This is a genomic window from Streptomyces sp. NPDC002265, from assembly GCF_040296125.1.
GTDB lineage: Bacteria > Actinomycetota > Actinomycetes > Streptomycetales > Streptomycetaceae > Streptomyces.
Map to the genome: position 1 here is coordinate 1 of NZ_JBEOWS010000091.1, position 18181 is coordinate 18181.

Below are 18181 nucleotides of genomic sequence, written 5' to 3' on the forward strand. Positions count from 1 at the left end.
GCCCAGGAGGGGCGCCGGGGAGAGGGCACGGCCGGCCGGCCGTACGGCTGCGACGGGTGGGCCGCGGGGGCCGGCTCCTGCGGGTGGTCCGCCAGCCGGCGCAGCAGTTCCCCGGTGCGGGCCGCGGCCTGCTCACGGTCGTAGGCGAGCAGCAGCCGGCAGTCCTGGCCGTGCGCCGGGCGCACATGGGGCAGCCAGCCCAGCCAGGCCCACTCCGCGGCGCGCTCCTCCACCGGGCGGGAGCGGTCCGCGCTGAGCAGGACGATCTCCAGGTTGTCCGGGGAGTGCAGCGCGGTGAGCTGCGCCACGACCGCGCGCGCCAGCCCGGACAGCCGGGGGCGCGGCCCGGCGAGGCCCAGCGCACCCGCCTCGCGCAGATCGGCGGTCACCGGCACCGCGGGCAGCGGACCCGAGCCGTCGGGCGCGGTCCGGTCGGTGGTGCCGAGCCGCACCGTGAGCGTCTCCGGGTGCCCCGGGCCGCGCTCCCACAGCCGGGGGCCGGGGCCCAGCGCCGTCAGCAGCAGGGCGGCCGGGTCCGGCCAGGTGTCCGGTCTGCGGGGCGACAGCGCGGACGGGGCGGTCGCCCCGCCCTGCGGCTGTGCGTCGTACACGCCGGTCCCGGCCGGGTCCGGCGTGCCGCGGCCGCCGGCCAGGCGCCGGGCCCACCCGGTCAGGCCGCCGGAACGCCTGCGCGCTCCGCCGTGGTGCGGGGCGGGGGAGAGGGGCGTGTGGAAGGGGTGCGGGGGCGCGGGGTCGGCGTCCGCGCCGGGGCCGGTCCCGGACCGGACGGCGTCCGCCGTACCGCCACCGCCGAAGCGGTCGGTGCCGGAGAGGTCGGTGCTCGAACGGTCGGTGCCGGAGGTGCCGGGGTCCGTGGTGCCGTAGCCGTCCGGCCCGGTCCGGCCGCCGTGGGTGTCGCCGCCGTCGCCCGTGCCGTGCGCCGGGCCGCCGCCCTGGACGGCGCCGTGGTTCTCGATCAGCGGGGCCCCGCCCTGCACCGGCACGGCCGGGGGTTCCACCGGGCCGTGGGCGCGGGCGCCCGGCGCGGTCCCCGAGGCGCCCCAGCTCACCGAGCCGTAGGCGTGGCCGGTGCCCGTCTCGGCGGTGTCGCCGCCGGCCGCGGTGTCCGGCGCTCCCTGGGCCTGCGCGGGCACGGCGGACCGGCCGGTGCGGCCCGCGTCCGGGGCGGCCGCGCGGTGTCCGGCCCGGTCCTGGCCGTCACCGGCGAAGGACTCGCCCCCGGTCCCGCAGGCGACCCGTACATGCCCCTCGCCGTCGGGCGTCGTCGCCACCCTCGCCCCGGGGCCCCCGGCGGGCGCCAGCCGCAGTGCCGACTCGCCTATGCGCAGCAGGGCGCCCGGCGTGAAGCGCACCGGGCGGGCGTGCACCCGGGTGCCGTCCAGGGCGGTGCCGTTGGTGGAGCCGAGGTCGGCGACCGAGACGCGGCCGTCGGGATCGAGCGTGACCGCGCAGTGCAGCCGGGAGACGTCCGGGTCGTCGAGCGGGACGTCGGCGTCGGCGGAGCGGCCGATGTTCACCGGGCCGCCGTGCAGCAGATGGACCCCGCCCGCGTCCGGGCCCGCCACCACGTGCAGCTGGGCCGGGGCGTCGTCCATCTCGGGGTGCGGCTCGGACTCGGCGGGGGCGCCCAGGGACAGCACCGCGCCGTCGATCAGCGGGGGCTCGCCCAGCGTGCAGCGCTGGGAGTCCAGCCGCTCCGCGCCGGCGTACAGCACCACGGGACCGCCCGCGGACTCCCGCGGGCGCTCGTGCGCGGAGCCGCCCGCCTCGCCGGAGACCGCCGAGGACAGCGCCGCCGCCACCGCCGCCAGGGCCGTGCCCGCGGGCGCCGTGACCAGCACGTCGCGGGCGGTGGCGCGCCCCCGCGGATCGGAGGGCGGACCCAGTGGGTCTACGACGGTCAGCCGGATCTGCATCGCCGTCAGCGGTCCCTTCTGCGCGGGCGCCCGCCGGGCGAGGACGAAACCTGCCGCGGTCCCCCACCGCGGACTTCCCCCACCCCGCACGAGCACGTCGGCCAGTACTGGGGGCATCCTCGCACTTGCCACCGACAATGCGCCCGCCACCCATCGTCAAGTGATCTTGATTGGTCGGCTCTGCCCGCAAAAGTGCCTGACCCGGACCGTGCGGGCGACCGCTTGAGATCGGTCACGTTCGCTTACGGCAACCACGGTGACCCCACCGAGCGTCTTTCCTTCGAACATGTACGGGAGCAGGTACGTAAGACCCACAGAATGACGACATCCCGGTGCCGGGCAGGGCGGCACTAGAGTGGGTCGGAACATCCGACAGTTGGGCCGGAACACCAGGCAAGCAGCAGGGAGCACATGACGTGCGGCCGGTAGGCAGCAAGTATCTGCTCGAGGAGCCGCTCGGACGCGGCGCCACGGGCACCGTCTGGCGAGCCCGCCAGCGTGAGACCGCGGGCGCCGAGGCGGCCGTGCCCGGCCAGCCCGGCGAAACCGTCGCGATCAAGGTCCTCAAGGAGGAGCTCGCGAACGACCAGGACGTCGTGACGCGGTTCCTTCGGGAGCGGTCGGTGCTGCTCCGGCTGACCCATCCGAACATCGTCCAGGTCCGCGACCTGGTCGTCGAGGGCGATCTGCTGGCGCTGGTCATGGACCTCGTCGACGGCCCCGACCTGCACCGCTACCTGCGCGAGAACGGGCCCTTCTCACCCGTCGCCGCGGCCCTGCTGACCGCCCAGATCTCGGACGCGCTCGCCGCCAGTCACGCCGACGGCGTGGTGCACCGCGACCTGAAACCGGCCAACGTCCTGCTGCGGCAGAACGGCGGCCAGATGCACCCGATGCTGACCGACTTCGGCATCGCGCGCCTCGCCGACTCACCCGGCCTCACCCGCACCCACGAGTTCGTCGGCACGCCCGCGTACGTCGCCCCGGAGTCCGCCGAGGGCCGCCCGCAGACCGCCGCCGTCGACATCTACGGCGCCGGCATCCTGCTGTACGAGCTGGTCACCGGGCGTCCGCCGTTCGGTGGCGGATCCGCGCTCGAGGTGCTGCACCAGCACCTGAGCGCCGAGCCCCGCAGGCCCTCCACGGTGCCGGACCCGCTGTGGACGGTCATCGAGCGCTGCCTGCGCAAGAACCCGGACGAACGGCCGAGCGCCGTGAACCTCGCGCACGCCCTGCGGGTCGTCGCCGAGGGCATCGGCGTGCACGCGAACTCCGCGCAGATCGCCGCCGCGGAGGCCGTCGGGTCCCTGCTGGCGCCCTCCGTGGTGCCCGGATCCGCGGACGCCACCCAGGTGCTGCCCACCGGCCAGGCGCCCGGGATGTACGACCCGAACGCCGCGACCAGCTTCCTGCCGCACACCGGGGGCCCGGCGGGCGCCGCCGACCCCACCGCCGTACTGCCGAACAGGGGCGCGGCGGACCCGACGGCCGTCATGCCGCCGGTGCCGCCGCACCAGCCCGGACAGCAGCCGGGCGGCCCGCAGGAGCCGCACCCCTGGCAGTCCCAGCTGCGGGCCGCCCGCGACCGCAACGAGCAGACGCAGGTCCAGTACCTCGACCCCGGCGAGGACCCGCTGCGGCGCCGCCCGCAGCGCCAGGCCGCGCGCCCGCAGCAGCCCGCGCCGCGCCCGGCCCGGCAGCCGCAGCAGCAGCCCCAGCAGCGGCAGCCGCAGCGCGGTCAGCAGGGGTACCAGCAGGGGTACGGGTACCAGCAGCCGCAGCAGCAGCCCCGGCAGCCGCAGCAGTACGCGCCGCCTCAGCAGCCCCGCCAGCCGCAGCGGCCCGCCCCGGAACCGCGCGAGCCCCGCCAGCGCGGCGCCAACCCGATGAAGATCCCGGGTCTGGGCTGTCTGAAGGGGTGCCTGTTCACGATCGTCATCCTGTTCGTCGCCGGATGGCTGATCTGGGAGCTGAGCCCGCTCCAGGAGTGGATCGGCACGACCCGGAGCTTCTGGGGCCAGATCGAGCACATGTACAACCAGGTGTCCGGCTGGATCGGGGATCTCGGCAACAGCGGCGCGCCGACCGGCGGCAGCGGCAACTGACGGCCCGGCCGGCCCGTCGGGTCGGCCCTCGGCCGTCTGTCTGGGGATTTGTCGACACCGGACAGGTGATTTCCGCCTCGGCGGTGAAGGTTGGCTCGCCGGACGCGTAGTTTTAGCGACAACACGCGTCCGTAGGAGCAGCCTTGGCACGGAAGATCGGCAGCCGGTACGCCGCCCACCAGATCCTGGGGCGCGGCAGCGCCGGCACGGTGTGGCTGGGCGAGGGGCCCGAGGGGCCCGTCGCCATCAAGCTGCTGCGCGAGGACCTCGCGTCCGACGAGGAACTCGTGGGCCGCTTCGTCCAGGAGCGCACGGCGCTGCTGGGCCTCGAACATCCCCATGTGGTGTCCGTGCGGGATCTCGTCGTCGACGGGAACGACCTGGCACTGGTCATGGACCTCGTCCGCGGCACGGATCTGCGCACCCGGCTGGACCGGGAACGCAGGCTGGCGCCCGAGGCGGCGGTGGCCATCGTGGCGGACGTGGCGGAGGGACTCGCGGCCGCGCACGCCGCCGGGGTCGTCCACCGGGACGTCAAGCCGGAGAACGTCCTGCTGGACATGCAGGGCCCGCTGGGGCCGGGCGGCGCGCATCCGGCGCTCCTGACGGACTTCGGGGTCGCCAAACTGATCGACTCGCCCAAGCGCACTCGCGCCACGAAGATCATCGGAACGCCGGACTATCTGGCGCCGGAGATCGTCGAGGGGCTGCCGCCGCGGGCGGCGGTGGACATCTACGCGCTCGCGACCGTGCTCTACGAGCTGCTGGCCGGGTTCACGCCCTTCGGGGGCGGGCACCCGGGCGCGGTGCTGCGCCGGCACGTGACCGAGACCGTGGTGCCGCTGCCGGGCATCCCCGACGAGCTGTGGCAGCTGATGGTGCAGTGCCTGGCGAAGGCACCGGCCTCGCGGCTGCGCGCCTCGGAGCTGGCGGCCCGGCTGCGCGAGCAGCTGCCGACGCTGGCCGGCATGCCGCCGCTCGACGTGGACGAGCCGGACGCGGAGCCGGGCGAGGCCCCCACGGACGAGGCCGGGGAGCCGTCCGCGCCCGGCGGTGAGCGCGCCGCGCGCCGGCGCGGGGCCGTACCCCTGGTGCCGGGCGCGAAGCCCGACTCCAACCGGGACACCCACACCTCGATGCGGGTGCCGGGCCCGGACGAGCTCGCGGGCGGCGCCCTGGGCACGGCGCGCGTGCCGCGGGCCGCGGGGGCGCCCCGGCCCGGATCCGCGCGCCACCGGGCCTCGGCGCGCAGACGCCGGGTGACGCTGGGGACGGCCGCGGTGGTCCTCGTGGCCGCGGTCGGGGTCGGCACCTGGTGGGCGACGGCTGGGGACGACGACGCGGGGACGCCCCAGGACTCGAAGCACTCGGCCCCGCAGACGCCGTGACCTGAGCGGTCCGGACGGGACCCGCCCCGCCCGGACCGGACCCGACCGGACAGGACCCGACCGGACCCGGCCGGACCGGTCCGCAGGGCCCCGCCCGTCGGCCGGCCCGTCCCGGCCGGGGCGGGCTCGCTCCTGCCCCGGCGCTCGTCGCCCGGCGGAGCCGTTACGCTGGATGCGTGGCAGTCGTCGATGTATCCGAAGAGCTCAAGTCCCTCTCCTCGACCATGGAGTCGATCGAGGCCGTTCTGGACCTCGACAAGCTGAGGGCAGACATCGCCGTGCTCGAGGAGCAGGCGGCCGCGCCGTCCCTGTGGGACAACCCGGACGAGGCGCAGAAGATCACCAGCAAGCTGTCCCACCTCCAGGCCGAGGTCAGGAAGGCGGAGGCGCTGCGCGGACGGATCGACGATCTCGCCGTGCTCTTCGAGATGGCCGAGGAGGAGGACGACCCGGACACCCGTACCGAGGCCGAGTCCGAGCTCGCCGCCGTCCGCAAGGCGCTGGACGAGATGGAGGTCCGTACGCTCCTGTCCGGCGAGTACGACTCCCGTGAGGCCCTCGTCAACATCCGCGCCGAGGCCGGTGGCGTCGACGCCGCCGACTTCGCGGAGAAGCTCCAGCGGATGTACCTGCGGTGGGCGGAGCAGAAGGGCTACAAGACTGAGCTCATCGAGACGTCGTACGCCGAAGAGGCCGGCATCAAGTCGACCACCTTCGCCGTGCAGGTCCCGTACGCCTACGGCACCCTCTCGGTCGAGCAGGGCACGCACCGTCTCGTGCGCATCTCCCCCTTCGACAACCAGGGGCGGCGGCAGACCTCCTTCGCGGGCGTGGAGATCCTGCCCGTCGTCGAGCAGACCGACCATATCGAGATCGACGAGTCCGAGCTGCGGGTGGACGTCTACCGGTCGTCCGGCCCCGGCGGCCAGGGCGTCAACACGACCGACTCCGCGGTCCGGTTGACCCACCTCCCCACCGGCATCGTCGTCTCCTGCCAGAACGAGCGGTCGCAGATCCAGAACAAGGCGACCGCCATGAACGTTCTCCAGGCGAAGCTGCTGGAGCGGCAGCGCCAGGAGGAGCGGGCCAGGATGGACGCCCTCAAGGACGGCGGCAGCTCCTGGGGCAACCAGATGCGTTCGTACGTGCTGCACCCGTACCAGATGGTCAAGGACCTGCGCACCGAATACGAAGTCGGCAACCCCGAGGCCGTGTTCAACGGTGAGATCGACGGCTTCCTCGAAGCCGGGATTCGCTGGCGCAAGCAGCAGGAGAAGTAACCGACGGAACGATTTGTCGACAAGGCAACTGCCGCCGAACAGGCGGCAGTTGCCTTTTCTCTGCCCCGGTGACTGGGCTTTTCGTCACACTCTCGCCCGCAGGGTCCGGCATAGGCCCCGTACGAGGACATCGCACGCGCAACGGCCTTGACGTTGCTTTGAAAAGTGGGAAGGGTAAAGCGCGGCATGCGTATCTCTGGGGCGCATGTGAACCGGGGGCGCGGCGAACTTCTCAGCCGTCCCCGTTGATCACCGCCCCCGTACGCGGCCCTCACTGACGATCGGCTACTGGGGGTAGCAATCAGATGACCAAGAAGACGCGTATCCGCTTCGCGCGGATAGCCGCCGGTGCCGTGATCGCGGCCGGTGCCTCGCTGACGGTGGCCGGCGCCGCCTCGGCCCTCGACCTCGGCGTCACCGCCGTCGGCGACGATCCCTGCGACATCGTGGTCGACCCGAGCTGCACGGGCGGCGGCGCTGACGGTGGCAATGCCGATGGTGGTAACGCTGACGGTGGCAATGCCGATGGTGGCAATGCCGATGGTGGTAACGCTGACGGTGGCAATGCCGATGGCGGCAATGCCGATGGTGGCAACGCTGACGGTGGCAATGCCGATGGCGGCAATGCCGATGGTGGCAATGCCGATGGTGGTAACGCTGACGGCGGCAACGCTGACGGTGGCAATGCCGACGGTGGCAACGCTGACGGTGGCAATGCCGATGGTGGCAATGCCGACGGTGGCTCGAACACCGACGGCGGGTCCAACGCGAACGGTGGCTCGAACACCGACGGCGGGTCCAACGCGAACGGTGGCGGCTCCGCCACCGGCGGCAACGAGAACACCGGCACCAACGGCAACGACAACTCCGCGCAGGAGGAGGGCTCCTCGGCTCTCACCGACACCTCGGAGGCGTCCAACACCGCGGCCCAGAGCAACGGTGAGCAGCTCGCCGAGACCGGTGCCGGCCAGACCGCGTTCCTGCTGATCGGTGCCGCCACGATGATCGCCGGTGGTGTCGCCTTCCGCGTGCTGCCGCGTCTCGCGGGCGGCCGTGGCGGCGCTGCCGTCTGACGGTGACCGATCCCGTACGGAACGTGCGCGCCCGTACACGGACATGAGAAAGGGCCTGGAACGAAGCCATCGTTCCAGGCCCTTCGTGCGAGCTGTGTACCGTGCCTACACGGTCTGGTGCGCGAGCAGCGCCACCGCCGCGATCAGCACCGCCAGCAGCGCGATCAGCGTCATCGGGTTCATGCCTGCGAGGAAGTTCTCCTGTTGCAGCCGCTCACGGTTCGCGCGGCACACGGGGCATCGGCCCTCGTTCACGGGCGCCGCGCAGTTCGCGCACACCAGCCGGTCGTACGTCATGCGCTCACCCTCCTCGCACCGGTTCACCTACACAACGTTCTCCGAAGCGAGAACGTTCCCCTCCCACTGTGCCAGGTTCCGCCGAATTCGGCGCGGCCCCCTTTATGCTGCCCCGACACCCGCTCCGGCAGGCCTGCCGCTGTGACGGAAAACGCCCGCACAAAAGCACACATCCAGCACGCAACCATGACCGGAGCCTGCGCTTGCGCGCCCGGGTCGCGTATGGTCACGCTCATCTACCCCCGGCGACCCGTGGTGCATCCGTGATCCGATTCGACAATGTCTCCAAGGTCTACCCCAAGCAGACCCGCCCCGCACTGAGGGATGTCTCCCTCGAGGTGGAGAAGGGCGAGTTCGTGTTCCTCGTGGGGTCCTCCGGCTCCGGGAAGTCCACCTTTCTGCGGCTGGTTCTCCGCGAGGAGCGGACCAGCCACGGCCAGGTGCACGTCCTGGGCAAGGATCTCGCACGCCTCTCCAACTGGAAGGTGCCGCAGATGCGCCGCCAGCTGGGGACGGTCTTCCAGGACTTCCGGCTGCTGCCCAACAAGACGGTGGCGGAGAACGTCGCCTTCGCGCAGGAGGTCATCGGCAAGTCGCCCGGCGAGATCCGCAAGTCCGTGCCGCAGGTGCTCGACCTGGTCGGGCTCGGCGGCAAGGAGGACCGTATGCCGGGCGAGCTGTCCGGCGGTGAGCAGCAGCGCGTGGCCATCGCGCGGGCCTTCGTGAACCGGCCCAAGCTGCTGATCGCGGACGAGCCCACCGGCAACCTCGACCCGCAGACCTCCGTCGGCATCATGAAGCTGCTCGACCGGATCAACCGGACGGGTACGACGGTGCTGATGGCGACCCACGACCAGAACATCGTGGACCAGATGCGCAAGCGCGTCATCGAGCTGGAGCAGGGCCGCCTCGTCCGCGACCAGGCACGCGGCGTCTACGGCTACCAGCACTGACCGCACCGTCCACCCCGAAAGGCCCAACCAGACGCCATGCGCGCCCAGTTCGTTCTGTCGGAGATCGGTGTAGGTCTCCGCCGCAATCTGACGATGACCTTCGCGGTCGTCGTCTCCGTCGCCCTCTCGCTCGCCCTGTTCGGCGGCTCGCTCCTCATGAGCGACCAGGTGAGCACCATGAAGGGCTACTGGTACGACAAGGTCAACGTCTCGGTCTTCCTCTGCAACAAGAGCGACGCCGAGTCCGACCCCAACTGCGCCAAGGGCGCCGTGACCTCGGACCAGAAGAAGCAGATCCTCGCCGACCTGGACAAGATGACCTCGGTCGTGCAGAAGGTCACCTACGAGTCGCAGGACGAGGCGTACAAGCACTACAAGGAGCAGTTCGGCGACTCACCGCTGGCCAGCTCCCTCACGCCGGACCAGATGCAGGAGTCGTACCGGATCAAGCTGAAGGACCCGGAGAAGTACCAGGTCATCGCGACCGCCTTCGACGGGCGTGACGGCGTGCAGTCAGTGCAGGACCAGAAGGGCATCCTGGACAACCTCTTCGGGCTGCTCAACGGCATGAACTGGGCCGCACGGGCGGTGATGGCGCTGATGCTCGTCGTCGCGCTGATGCTGATCGTCAACACCGTGCGCGTCTCGGCGTTCAGCCGCCGGCGTGAGACGGGGATCATGCGGCTCGTCGGCGCCTCCGGCTTCTACATCCAGGCGCCGTTCATCATGGAGGCGGCCGTCGCCGGACTCATCGGCGGCACGGTCGCCTGCGGATTCCTGGTGATCGCCCGGTACTTCATCATCGACCACGGTCTGGCCCTGTCGCAGAAGCTGAATCTGATCAACTTCATCGGCTGGGACGCGGTCCTCACGAAGCTCCCGCTGATCCTCGCCACGAGTCTGCTGATGCCCGCGCTTGCCGCGTTTTTCGCGCTGCGCAAGTACCTGAAGGTGTGACACATGCCAAAAGGGCCGTACGGACAACCGTCCGTACGGCCCTTTGCGTTGTCCTAGACTCACCGCCATGTCAGGTCGTGACCCGTTCTGTCAGCCCCGCCGCTTCGGCCGCGGGGCCGCCCTGACCTTGGTGTTCGCGAGCGTGCTCGCCGCCGGTGCGGCCACGGGCTCCTTCCCCGACCCCGCCCCGAAGGGCGCCGCGGGCGCGGCCGGACCGGCCGACACCGCCGGCCACCACGAGGACGTCGCCAGGGCGGCCGCCGAGGCGATGGCCGCGGGCAAGTCCCCCATGGAGGCCGCCGAGCGCGCCGTCAGCCGCAGCGGGGACCGCTGGGGCGCGGTGTACTCGCAGGGGGAGTACCAGGAGTTCGAGGAGGCCCTCGACGGCCAGTACACCGGCGTCGGCCTGTGGGCGCGGCGCGAGCGGGACGGCCGGATCGAGGTGACCAAGGTCGCCGCGGGGTCCCCGGCGTCCTCCGCCGGGATCACCAAGGGCGACCGGCTGCGCAGCGTCGACGGTGAGAAGGTCGACGGGCGTCCGGTCACCGAGGTCGTCTCCTTACTGCGCGGCGACGCCACGGACGCGGCCGCCGGCACCGAGGTCACCCTCGGTCTGGAGCGCGGCACGCACACCTGGTCCCGGACCCTGCGCCGGGCCACGCTGTCCACCGACTCCGTGACCGTGCAGAAGGCCGTGGGCGGCGTCACCGTCATCACGGTCGCCGCGTTCACCAAGGGCGTCGGCGACGACGTCCAGGCCGCGGTGCGGCAGGCCCCGGCCGGCTCCGGGATCATCCTCGACCTGCGCGGCAACTCCGGCGGCCTGGTCACCGAGGCGGTCACCGCCGCCTCCGCGTTCCTCGACGGCGGCCTCGTCGCCACGTACGACGTGAACGGCGCCGAGCGGGCCCTGCACGCCGACCCGGGCGGTGACACCACCAGACCGCTGGTCGCGCTCGTCGACGGCGGCACCATGAGCGCGGCCGAGCTGCTCACCGGGGCGCTCAAGGACCGGGGCCGGGCGGTCGTGGTGGGCTCCAGGACCTTCGGCAAGGGCTCGGTGCAGATGCCGAGCAGGCTGCCGGACGGCTCCGTCGCCGAGCTGACCGTCGGGCACTACCGCACCCCGTCGGGCCGTGGCGTGGACGGCAAGGGCATCGCACCCGACGTGGAGGCCGACAGCACGGCGCTGACCCGGGCGGAGACCGTGCTCAGCGGTCTGGGCGACACCACGTGACGTTGCGGGAATCGACTTTCCCTCCCACCCCTGTGTAGTGCGAAAATGACAAGCACTATGTCCAAGGGAATGTACGTACCGAAAGAGTCCCAGCAGAAGCAGCAGGGGACGGCCGCCAAAGCCAGGGATGGCGAGAAGGGCGGCAAGCGCAAGATCGTCGCGCAGAACAAGAAGGCCCGGCACGACTACGCGATCATCGACACCTACGAGGCGGGCCTCGTCCTGAGCGGCACCGAGGTGAAGTCGCTGCGGCAGGGCCGGGCCTCGCTGGTCGACGGCTTCGTGCAGATCGACGGGCACGAGGCGTGGCTGCACAACGCCCACATCCCCGAGTACAGCCAGGGGACCTGGACCAACCACTCGGTGCGCCGCAAGCGCAAGCTGCTGCTGCACCGCGAGGAGATCGACAAGCTGGAGGCGAAGGCCCAGGAGACCGGACACACCATCGTGCCCCTCGCCCTGTACTTCAAGGACGGCCGGGCCAAGGCCGAGATCGCGCTCGCGCGCGGCAAGAAGGAGTACGACAAGCGGCAGACGCTGCGCGAGCAGCAGGACCGCAGGGAGAGCGACCGCGCGATCGCGGCCGCCAAGCGCAAGCAGCGGGGCGCGTAGCGGGCGGGTAATGCGCCGGCAGGGAATACAGTGGCATCGGTGCGCGTTGGTCCCGTACGATGGCACTGCACCTCACAGCGGGTGCACACCCTCTCCGGAGGGCCCTCCTCGGAGGGGTTTGAAAAAACAACATGGGGATGATCGGTTTCGACAGCGGATGTTGAATCAGGGGAAGCGTGTCGAGGAAGCGGCAATGATCTCGTAAACCATATGTCGCAAAAAAATAATCGCCAACTCTAAGAGCGATTCCCAGTCCTTCGCCCTCGCTGCCTAATAAACAGTGAGTGAAGGACCCTTAATGGGTGTCAGCCCGGGAGTGTTCCCGACCCGGATCCTGGCATAATCTAGGGAACTAAACCATCTGGCCCGGTCACGGGGTCGGATGGGAAATCAAACAGTGGCTGGGCCCGTCGGCGACTTGTTCGCGTGATTGCCGGGGCCGAGAAAAGCGCAGCGAACTGCACACGGAGAAGCCCTGTTTTTGCACCGTTGGACGCGGGTTCGATTCCCGCCATCTCCACTCATCCCATGTGGACAAAGGCCCTGCCGCTCTCGAGCGGTGGGGCCTTTGTCCTGCTCGGTTGCGCACGGAGCGCACAGCTCGAACCACGCCGTCTTCCCGATGCCCCCGGCGCGAGGCTCCGTACCCCAGCCGTCCGCCGGCGCGGCCACCAGGGCCGGACCCCGCCCGGACTCGTGCTCCGGTGCGCTCTCCCGAGGCGTCGGCAGTATGCCGCGCTCCCAAGCCTGCCTGAAATCGTCGGGCCTCCGAGGCAACCGAGCCTCTGCATTCTCGCTCTTCACAGACGCCACACATGTGGTTACCGTTCGGTAAGTGCCGTCGGACTTGGGTCCGGTGGCCGCCGCGCGCTCGGTGGAGCTGACCACTCCGCTGTCGCGTACATCGATCAGCGACCGGGGGAACACCGTCGCTACGGGGAGGCTTTCGTCGTCATGCCGCGATTCCTGAAGCAACAGAGCAACGCCTGCGCCTGACTCGCGCACCGCACTTCCACCTCTTCGAGCGGGCCCCCTGGTCTGCCCTCTTCCTTCACGAAGAACATTTCCTTCACGAAGAACGGATGCTCTTTTGCGCTCCAGACCATGGTTCGTCATGTCTCCGACACGAAGAACCGGCTATCTCACGCGACTTGTGCCCTCCGTCCTCGCCCTCGCCGTGCTGGCCACGGTCGCCGGGCACCCGGAGCTGGCGCCCAACCGGGACAACGACTTCAGCCCGGTGGCCGACAGCTACGACGGCTTCGACGCCAAGGCCGCCGAGCAACTCCGCCAGGACGAGTGCCTGATGTCCGATGTGCTGCGCATGGGCGGCCCCGCCATGTACGGCGTCGCGCAGGACGGACTCAACCAGACCCCGGACAAGCTCCACACGGCGGCCGACCGGCAGTACTGGAACACCACCCCGCTCAGCACCGCGTTCCAGAAGGACCGCGACGACATCGACAAGATCGACCTGTACGGCCGGCTCCGCGAGTGGCAGAAGCCGCTGTCCGGGCTTCCCACGCCCGGTGGCTTCAAGTCCGTCGCGGACTTCAACGACCCTCCGGGCACGGCCGGGCGCGGCCAGGACTTCTTCGAGCAGGTGGGCATCACTCCGTGGCTGGGCGCGCAGTGGTGGCGGAGCGAGGGCGACTACTACAAGGATCCGACCCCGCTCGCCGATGACGCGACCCTCAAGGCGGTCAAGGACCTCGGCACCCCGCTCTACGGCAAGGACCCGGACGCGACGCTCCCGACGTGGAACCGGGACTACGAGGAACACCGGGCGTGGGACAGCCTGGTGAACTGGTCCCTGGAGCCGACCGGCGCCGACAACGCCCGCATCTTCCTCTCCTCCGGCGGCTTCCCGCGTACGGCTCCCGAGCCGGGCAGCGTCGAGTACCGCATGGCCGTGGAGGACCTGAAGACCCGGTTCGCCTCCTGCGCCTGGCGCACCCCGGCCGACCCGAACAAGGTCCTCGGCAAGGAGGTCGCGGCCGCGTCGGGCGAGTGGCAGCAGGAGATCGCCGCGCAGGCCGCTCAGCGCAACCAGATCCTCAACGCCAACCGGGACTCCACCAAGTCCCTGGCCGCCGGTGCCTCGGCGCTGGGCGAGATGCTGGGACAGTCCTGGATCGCCGACCATCTCACCCGCTGGCAGGACTACTGGTCCGCGGGCGGTGTCGGCTGGATCGGCGACAGCCCGATGATCATCCACGCGCACGGCGCCACCGACAAGTGCCTCGAAGTCGGCGGCGGCAAGAAGGACAACGGCACGCCGGTGCAGATCTACACCTGCAACGGCTCGGCCGGCCAGAAGTGGCAGATCAGCGGTGACACGCTGGTCAACGTCAACTCCGGCAAGTGCCTGGACGTGAAGGGCTCCGGTACCGCGAACGGCACGGTGCTGCAGATCTACACCTGCAACAGCAGCGCCTCCCAGAAGTGGCAGTACAACACCCACGCGACCACGCGGCTGTACAACCCCGGCACCGCCAACTGCGTCGACCTCGCGACGTACGACAACAGCCGCGACGGGCGGATGTGGGACTGCAAGGGCACCGACCCGCAGAAGTTCGACATCGCCCCTTCGGGCCACAACGGCACCGACAAGCTGGACTACCCGACCAAGGCGCAGTTCGACAAGGCGAAGAAGGGCGTCGCCGACGCGCAGGCCGAGTCGAAGAAGCAGCTCGACCTGATCAAGGCGCAGGCCGCCGCGGCGAAGAAGGCGGCGACCGACACGGACACCGCCACGAAGGCCGCCTACGCGATCGCCGACGCAGCCGGTGCCCCGCGGGGCCGCGGTCTGCTGGTCGGCCGGCAGAAGGCGCAGGTGACGAAGGCGTCGGCGGCGGCGCTGGAGGCGCTGTCGAAGGCCGGTGACACCGCGTACGCGGCGACCCGTGCCGCGGCCGGGGACAGCGAGACGATCGCGGCGCGGGCGCTGACGCAGGCCGCGCAGTCGAAGGCGGCGTTCCGTACGGCCGCCGCGCAGGAGGCCAACGCCCAGGCGAAGGCCGCCGCGGACGCGGCCGCCGTACAGGCGAAGACGGCCAGGGACGCGCGGGACACCGCGCGGGCCAAGCTCGCCGAGACGCTGAAGGCCGAGGCGGACGCGAAGGCGGCCGCGGCCACCGCGCACGCCAAGCGGCTGGCGGCGGAGGCCGAGGAGGCCACCGCGAAGGCGGAGAAGGAGACCGCCGCGGCGAAGCAGGCCGAGGCCGCTCAGCACAAGTCCAACGCCGAGGGCTACGCGAAGACCGCCGCCGATGCCAAGGGCAGGGCGGAGGCGTCCGAGGCCACGGCCCGGAGCAAGCGCCAGGACGCCGAGGGCGCGCGGGACAACGCGAAGGCCAAGCGGGACGACGCCTGGGACGCGCAGAGCAAGGCGAACGCGGCGCGTGCCAAGGCCGACGCCAAGGACGCCTATGCCGACGCGCACGACTCCGCGGACGACGCCACCGCGTCGCGGGCGGCGGCGAACGACGCGGACAAGGCCGCCGACGACGCGGAGGCGGCGGCGGGCTCGGCCCGTGCCGAGGCGGACGCGGCGACGAAGGCGGCGGCCGACGCGGACGCCGCGGCGACGCGTGCGGAGGCCGCGGCCGAGCGGGCCCGCTCCGACTCGGACGCGGCGCAGGCCGCCAAGGCGAAGGCGGACGCCGCCGTACGCACGGCGACCAGCGCGGCCGCGGACGCCATCGTGGCCTCCGAGGCCGCCGCCAGCGCCGCCCGTACGGCGGTGAAGCTGGCCGACGACGCCGAGAAGAGCGCCGCCGACGCCAGGAAGCAGGCCGACGCCTCGAAGGCGGAGGCCGCCAAGGCGGTCGCGGGTGCGGCGGACGCCGCAGGTCACGCCTACACCACCGCGCAGGCCGCGGAGGACGCGGGCGCTTCCGCCCGGCAGGTCGCCGCGCCGGCCAACGACGCGGTCCAGCTCGGCTCGCCGTATGTCACCACCGACTCGGCCGCCGGTCTGGCCGTGCTGACGGGCCAGTCGTCGAAGTCGATCGCCGAGCAGCAGCAGGCGGTCGCGGAGGCGCACGCGGCCAACGCGCAGAAGAACGCCGAGCAGGCGCAGACCCTGGCCAACGCGGCCACGGGCGACGCGAAGGCGGCGTACACGATCGCGGCCGAGGCCGCCGGACACGCGGCGGACGCCCGCAAGTCGGCGAAGGAGGCCCTGGGCTACGCGGCCGAGGCGGCGAAGGCCGCCGCGGACGCGCAACTCTCACTGGCCCGCGCGATCGACTACGACCAGCAGGCGGGCGAGGACGCGGCCGCCGCCGACAAGGCGGCCGGACGCGCCGAGGGCTACGCCAAGGACGCCCGTTCCTCCGCCGACCAGGCGGCCCAGGACGCCTCGGCCGCCCGTTCGGCAGCCGCGGCCGCCGAACAGTCGGCGAAGGACGCCCGAGCGGCGGCCGACCGAGCCGACGCCGAGGCCACCGCGGCCGAGGAGGCGGCGAAGGACGCCCAGAAGTACGCGGAGTCGGCCCAGCAGGCGGCGGACGAGGCCGAGCGGAAGGATGCGAACAAGGAGGTCTCGACCGGCTCCGGCACCGGCATCAACGGTGTCTTCTACGTCGTCGACAAGATGACGGAGACGGCACCCGCCAAGCAGCTCAACCCCTGCGACTACGTGCCCCAGGGGTGCACGGTGACGTACGAGCTGCATGTGGACATCACGGTCAGTTACTACTTCTGCGTCAACCCGGACGTTCCCGCCACCGAGGCCGGCTGCCCGAAGTCGGACACGGTCTTCCTCAAGACGGAGACGCTCAAGGACCAGACGAACAACTGGACCCACCACTTCAGCATGGGTGACATCACCCGGCTCGGCTGGCAGGCCCTCTTCGGGGAGAAGCTCGGCGCCGTCCTGTACGAGGTCGTGCTGGGGGATGCCCGCGATTGCTACCACGGCAACGGGGCCAGTTGCGCCTGGGCCGCGGCGATGTTCGTCCCGCCGTCGATGGCCACCAAGCTCGCCGAGGCGGCCAAGCTCGCCGTACGGGTGGAAGACGCCGTCAAGACGGGCGCGAAGGCCGCGGAGGTGCTCGCGGACCTGAAGAAGATCTTCGGTGAGGCGGGCGCCGCCCAGGCGATCGCCGACTCCACGAGCGCGGCGGGCATGGGGCTGCGTATCGCGCAGGCCGTGGCGGAGCGGGCCAAGATCGCCCGTGCCGCGCTGGACCCCAGGCTGCTGGAGAAGCTCAGCAACGCCGGCGTGAAGTTCGACAAGGCGAACACGATCTGGGTCATCGAGTACGCCAAGCCCGGCGTGAACCTTGCCTGGCTGGAGAAGGGCAACGTCAACGCAGGCCTGATCCACATCATCTTCCGGCACGCGGGTGAGTTCGCGACCGCCGGAGTCCGGATCGAGGACATCCCGGCCCTCGTGAGCAAGGCGCTGACCGAGGGCACCCGGGTCGGGACCCAGGGCGCCGGCCGGCCGATCTACGAGGTCGTCTTCAACGGCAAGACCCAGCGACTTGCCATCAGCGTCGGGGACAATGGATTCGTGATCGGAGCGAACCCCGTATGACCCGCGAACAACCCAGGGACCTGCTCGTGCAGGCCCGGGGCGAGCCGTCTCCGCTGTACGAGCCCGACGATCCGCAGGCGTACGACGACCTCGGAGCCTTCACGCGCAATGTCCCGCTGGACGACGACCGGCTGGATCTCCCGGCCGATCTGGCGAACGCGCTGCGCTCCTGGGCGCTGTCCCGTCCGCCGGAGGGTTTCACCTCCCGCCCGGACCTGCGCAGGCACGTCAAGCAGGGTCTTGCGGTCGCCAGGAGACTGGCCCGGCGGCTCGGGCCGTCGTGGCCGGTGCGCTTCTGGGACGAGCGCCATCGGACGGCGAAGTGGGTGTGCTGGAGCTGCGACCGCCTGCACTGGGAACGCGACAGCCACGGTGCTCCGGCGTCCCCGGTCGACCTCACGGTCGAGGGCGAGTTCCAGTACGGTCCGCTGCGCGCCGATGGATTCGGGGACTTCTTCCCCGACGATCCCGCCGCCGCGCTGGACCTGTCCGACGAACTCGTCGGCGATCTGTACGCGTGGTCCAAGAGCATCGACATCACGGTGAACCTGGACCTGCGGGACCGGGAGGAGGGCAAGTACGACGACGAGTGGGAACGGCTCTTCCACGAGGGGAAGGAACTGGCGCGACGCGTCGCCCATGAGGTCGGCCCTGACCGCAGGGTGACCTACAGCGGGCTGGCGAACGCCGCCGGAGCAGGGCCGGTGCCGATCACCTGGCAAGGGGACCGGCAGCTGTAGGCGGATGCCGGGCGCGGCCGGTGGAGAGGAGACGGTGATCACCGACCTCCGCTC

Annotated in this window: 12 protein-coding genes and 1 other RNA gene; 11 read left to right on the plus strand and 2 right to left on the minus strand. The window is 71.4% G+C overall.

All coding sequences use genetic code 11. The annotated features are described in order from the left end of the window. Nucleotides 1-1937: FHA domain-containing protein (locus ABT085_RS18065; RefSeq protein WP_351608304.1), on the minus strand; the 1937-nt coding region annotated here is incomplete at its 3' end. Between the two features lie 416 nt (nt 1938-2353). Here ABT085_RS18065 and ABT085_RS18070 point away from each other — a divergent pair. The 4 genes from ABT085_RS18070 to ABT085_RS18085 all read left to right on the plus strand — a co-directional run bounded on the left by ABT085_RS18070 (nt 2354) and on the right by ABT085_RS18085 (nt 7783). Then, entirely contained in the window at nt 2354-4042 is a 1689-nt protein-coding gene (locus ABT085_RS18070; RefSeq protein ID WP_351608262.1) for a serine/threonine-protein kinase, read from the plus strand. A 143-nt stretch (nt 4043-4185) separates the two neighbouring features. Beyond that, the gene (locus tag ABT085_RS18075; protein ID WP_351608265.1) at nt 4186-5430 is read left to right on the plus strand and encodes a serine/threonine-protein kinase; all 1245 of its coding nucleotides are present in this window, start codon (nt 4186-4188) and stop codon (nt 5428-5430) included. A gap of 176 nt (nt 5431-5606) precedes the next feature. Further along, nucleotides 5607-6710, plus strand: coding sequence for a peptide chain release factor 2 (gene prfB, locus ABT085_RS18080; RefSeq protein WP_351608268.1), 1104 nt, complete (start codon nt 5607-5609; stop codon nt 6708-6710). A 305-nt stretch (nt 6711-7015) separates the two neighbouring features. Beyond that, nucleotides 7016-7783, plus strand: coding sequence for a hypothetical protein (locus tag ABT085_RS18085; RefSeq protein ID WP_351608270.1), 768 nt, complete (start codon nt 7016-7018; stop codon nt 7781-7783). A gap of 105 nt (nt 7784-7888) precedes the next feature. On the opposite strand, the gene ABT085_RS18090 is transcribed toward ABT085_RS18085, so the two are convergent. Next, entirely contained in the window at nt 7889-8080 is a 192-nt protein-coding gene (locus tag ABT085_RS18090; RefSeq protein WP_152885102.1) for a hypothetical protein, read from the minus strand. A gap of 263 nt (nt 8081-8343) precedes the next feature. Here ABT085_RS18090 and ftsE point away from each other — a divergent pair, with 263 nt between their 5' ends. From ftsE to ABT085_RS18125, 7 genes are all read left to right on the plus strand, one after another. Next, on the plus strand, nt 8344-9033 hold the full coding sequence (ftsE, locus tag ABT085_RS18095) for a cell division ATP-binding protein FtsE (protein WP_351608273.1): 690 nt from the start codon (nt 8344-8346) through the stop codon (nt 9031-9033). A 36-nt stretch (nt 9034-9069) separates the two neighbouring features. Beyond that, entirely contained in the window at nt 9070-9990 is a 921-nt protein-coding gene (ftsX, locus tag ABT085_RS18100) for a permease-like cell division protein FtsX (RefSeq protein ID WP_351608276.1), read from the plus strand. A gap of 67 nt (nt 9991-10057) precedes the next feature. Further along, nucleotides 10058-11227 carry a S41 family peptidase gene (locus tag ABT085_RS18105; RefSeq protein ID WP_351608279.1) on the plus strand — a complete coding sequence of 390 codons (1170 nt, stop codon included), beginning with the start codon at nt 10058-10060 and terminating at the stop codon, nt 11225-11227. Between the two features lie 69 nt (nt 11228-11296). Further along, the gene (smpB, locus tag ABT085_RS18110) at nt 11297-11839 is read left to right on the plus strand and encodes an SsrA-binding protein SmpB (RefSeq protein ID WP_351608281.1); all 543 of its coding nucleotides are present in this window, start codon (nt 11297-11299) and stop codon (nt 11837-11839) included. A 133-nt stretch (nt 11840-11972) separates the two neighbouring features. Continuing rightward, nucleotides 11973-12362: a transfer-messenger RNA gene (ssrA, locus tag ABT085_RS18115) on the plus strand. A 591-nt stretch (nt 12363-12953) separates the two neighbouring features. After that, a complete protein-coding gene (locus ABT085_RS18120; RefSeq protein WP_351608284.1) occupies nt 12954-17387 on the plus strand; it encodes an RICIN domain-containing protein in 4434 nt (1477 codons plus the stop codon). Further along, nucleotides 17384-18127, plus strand: coding sequence for an immunity protein CdiI family protein (locus ABT085_RS18125; protein WP_351608285.1), 744 nt, complete (start codon nt 17384-17386; stop codon nt 18125-18127). The genes ABT085_RS18120 and ABT085_RS18125 overlap by 4 nt, the downstream gene beginning before the upstream one ends. The last annotated feature ends 54 nt before the right edge of the window (nt 18128-18181 follow it).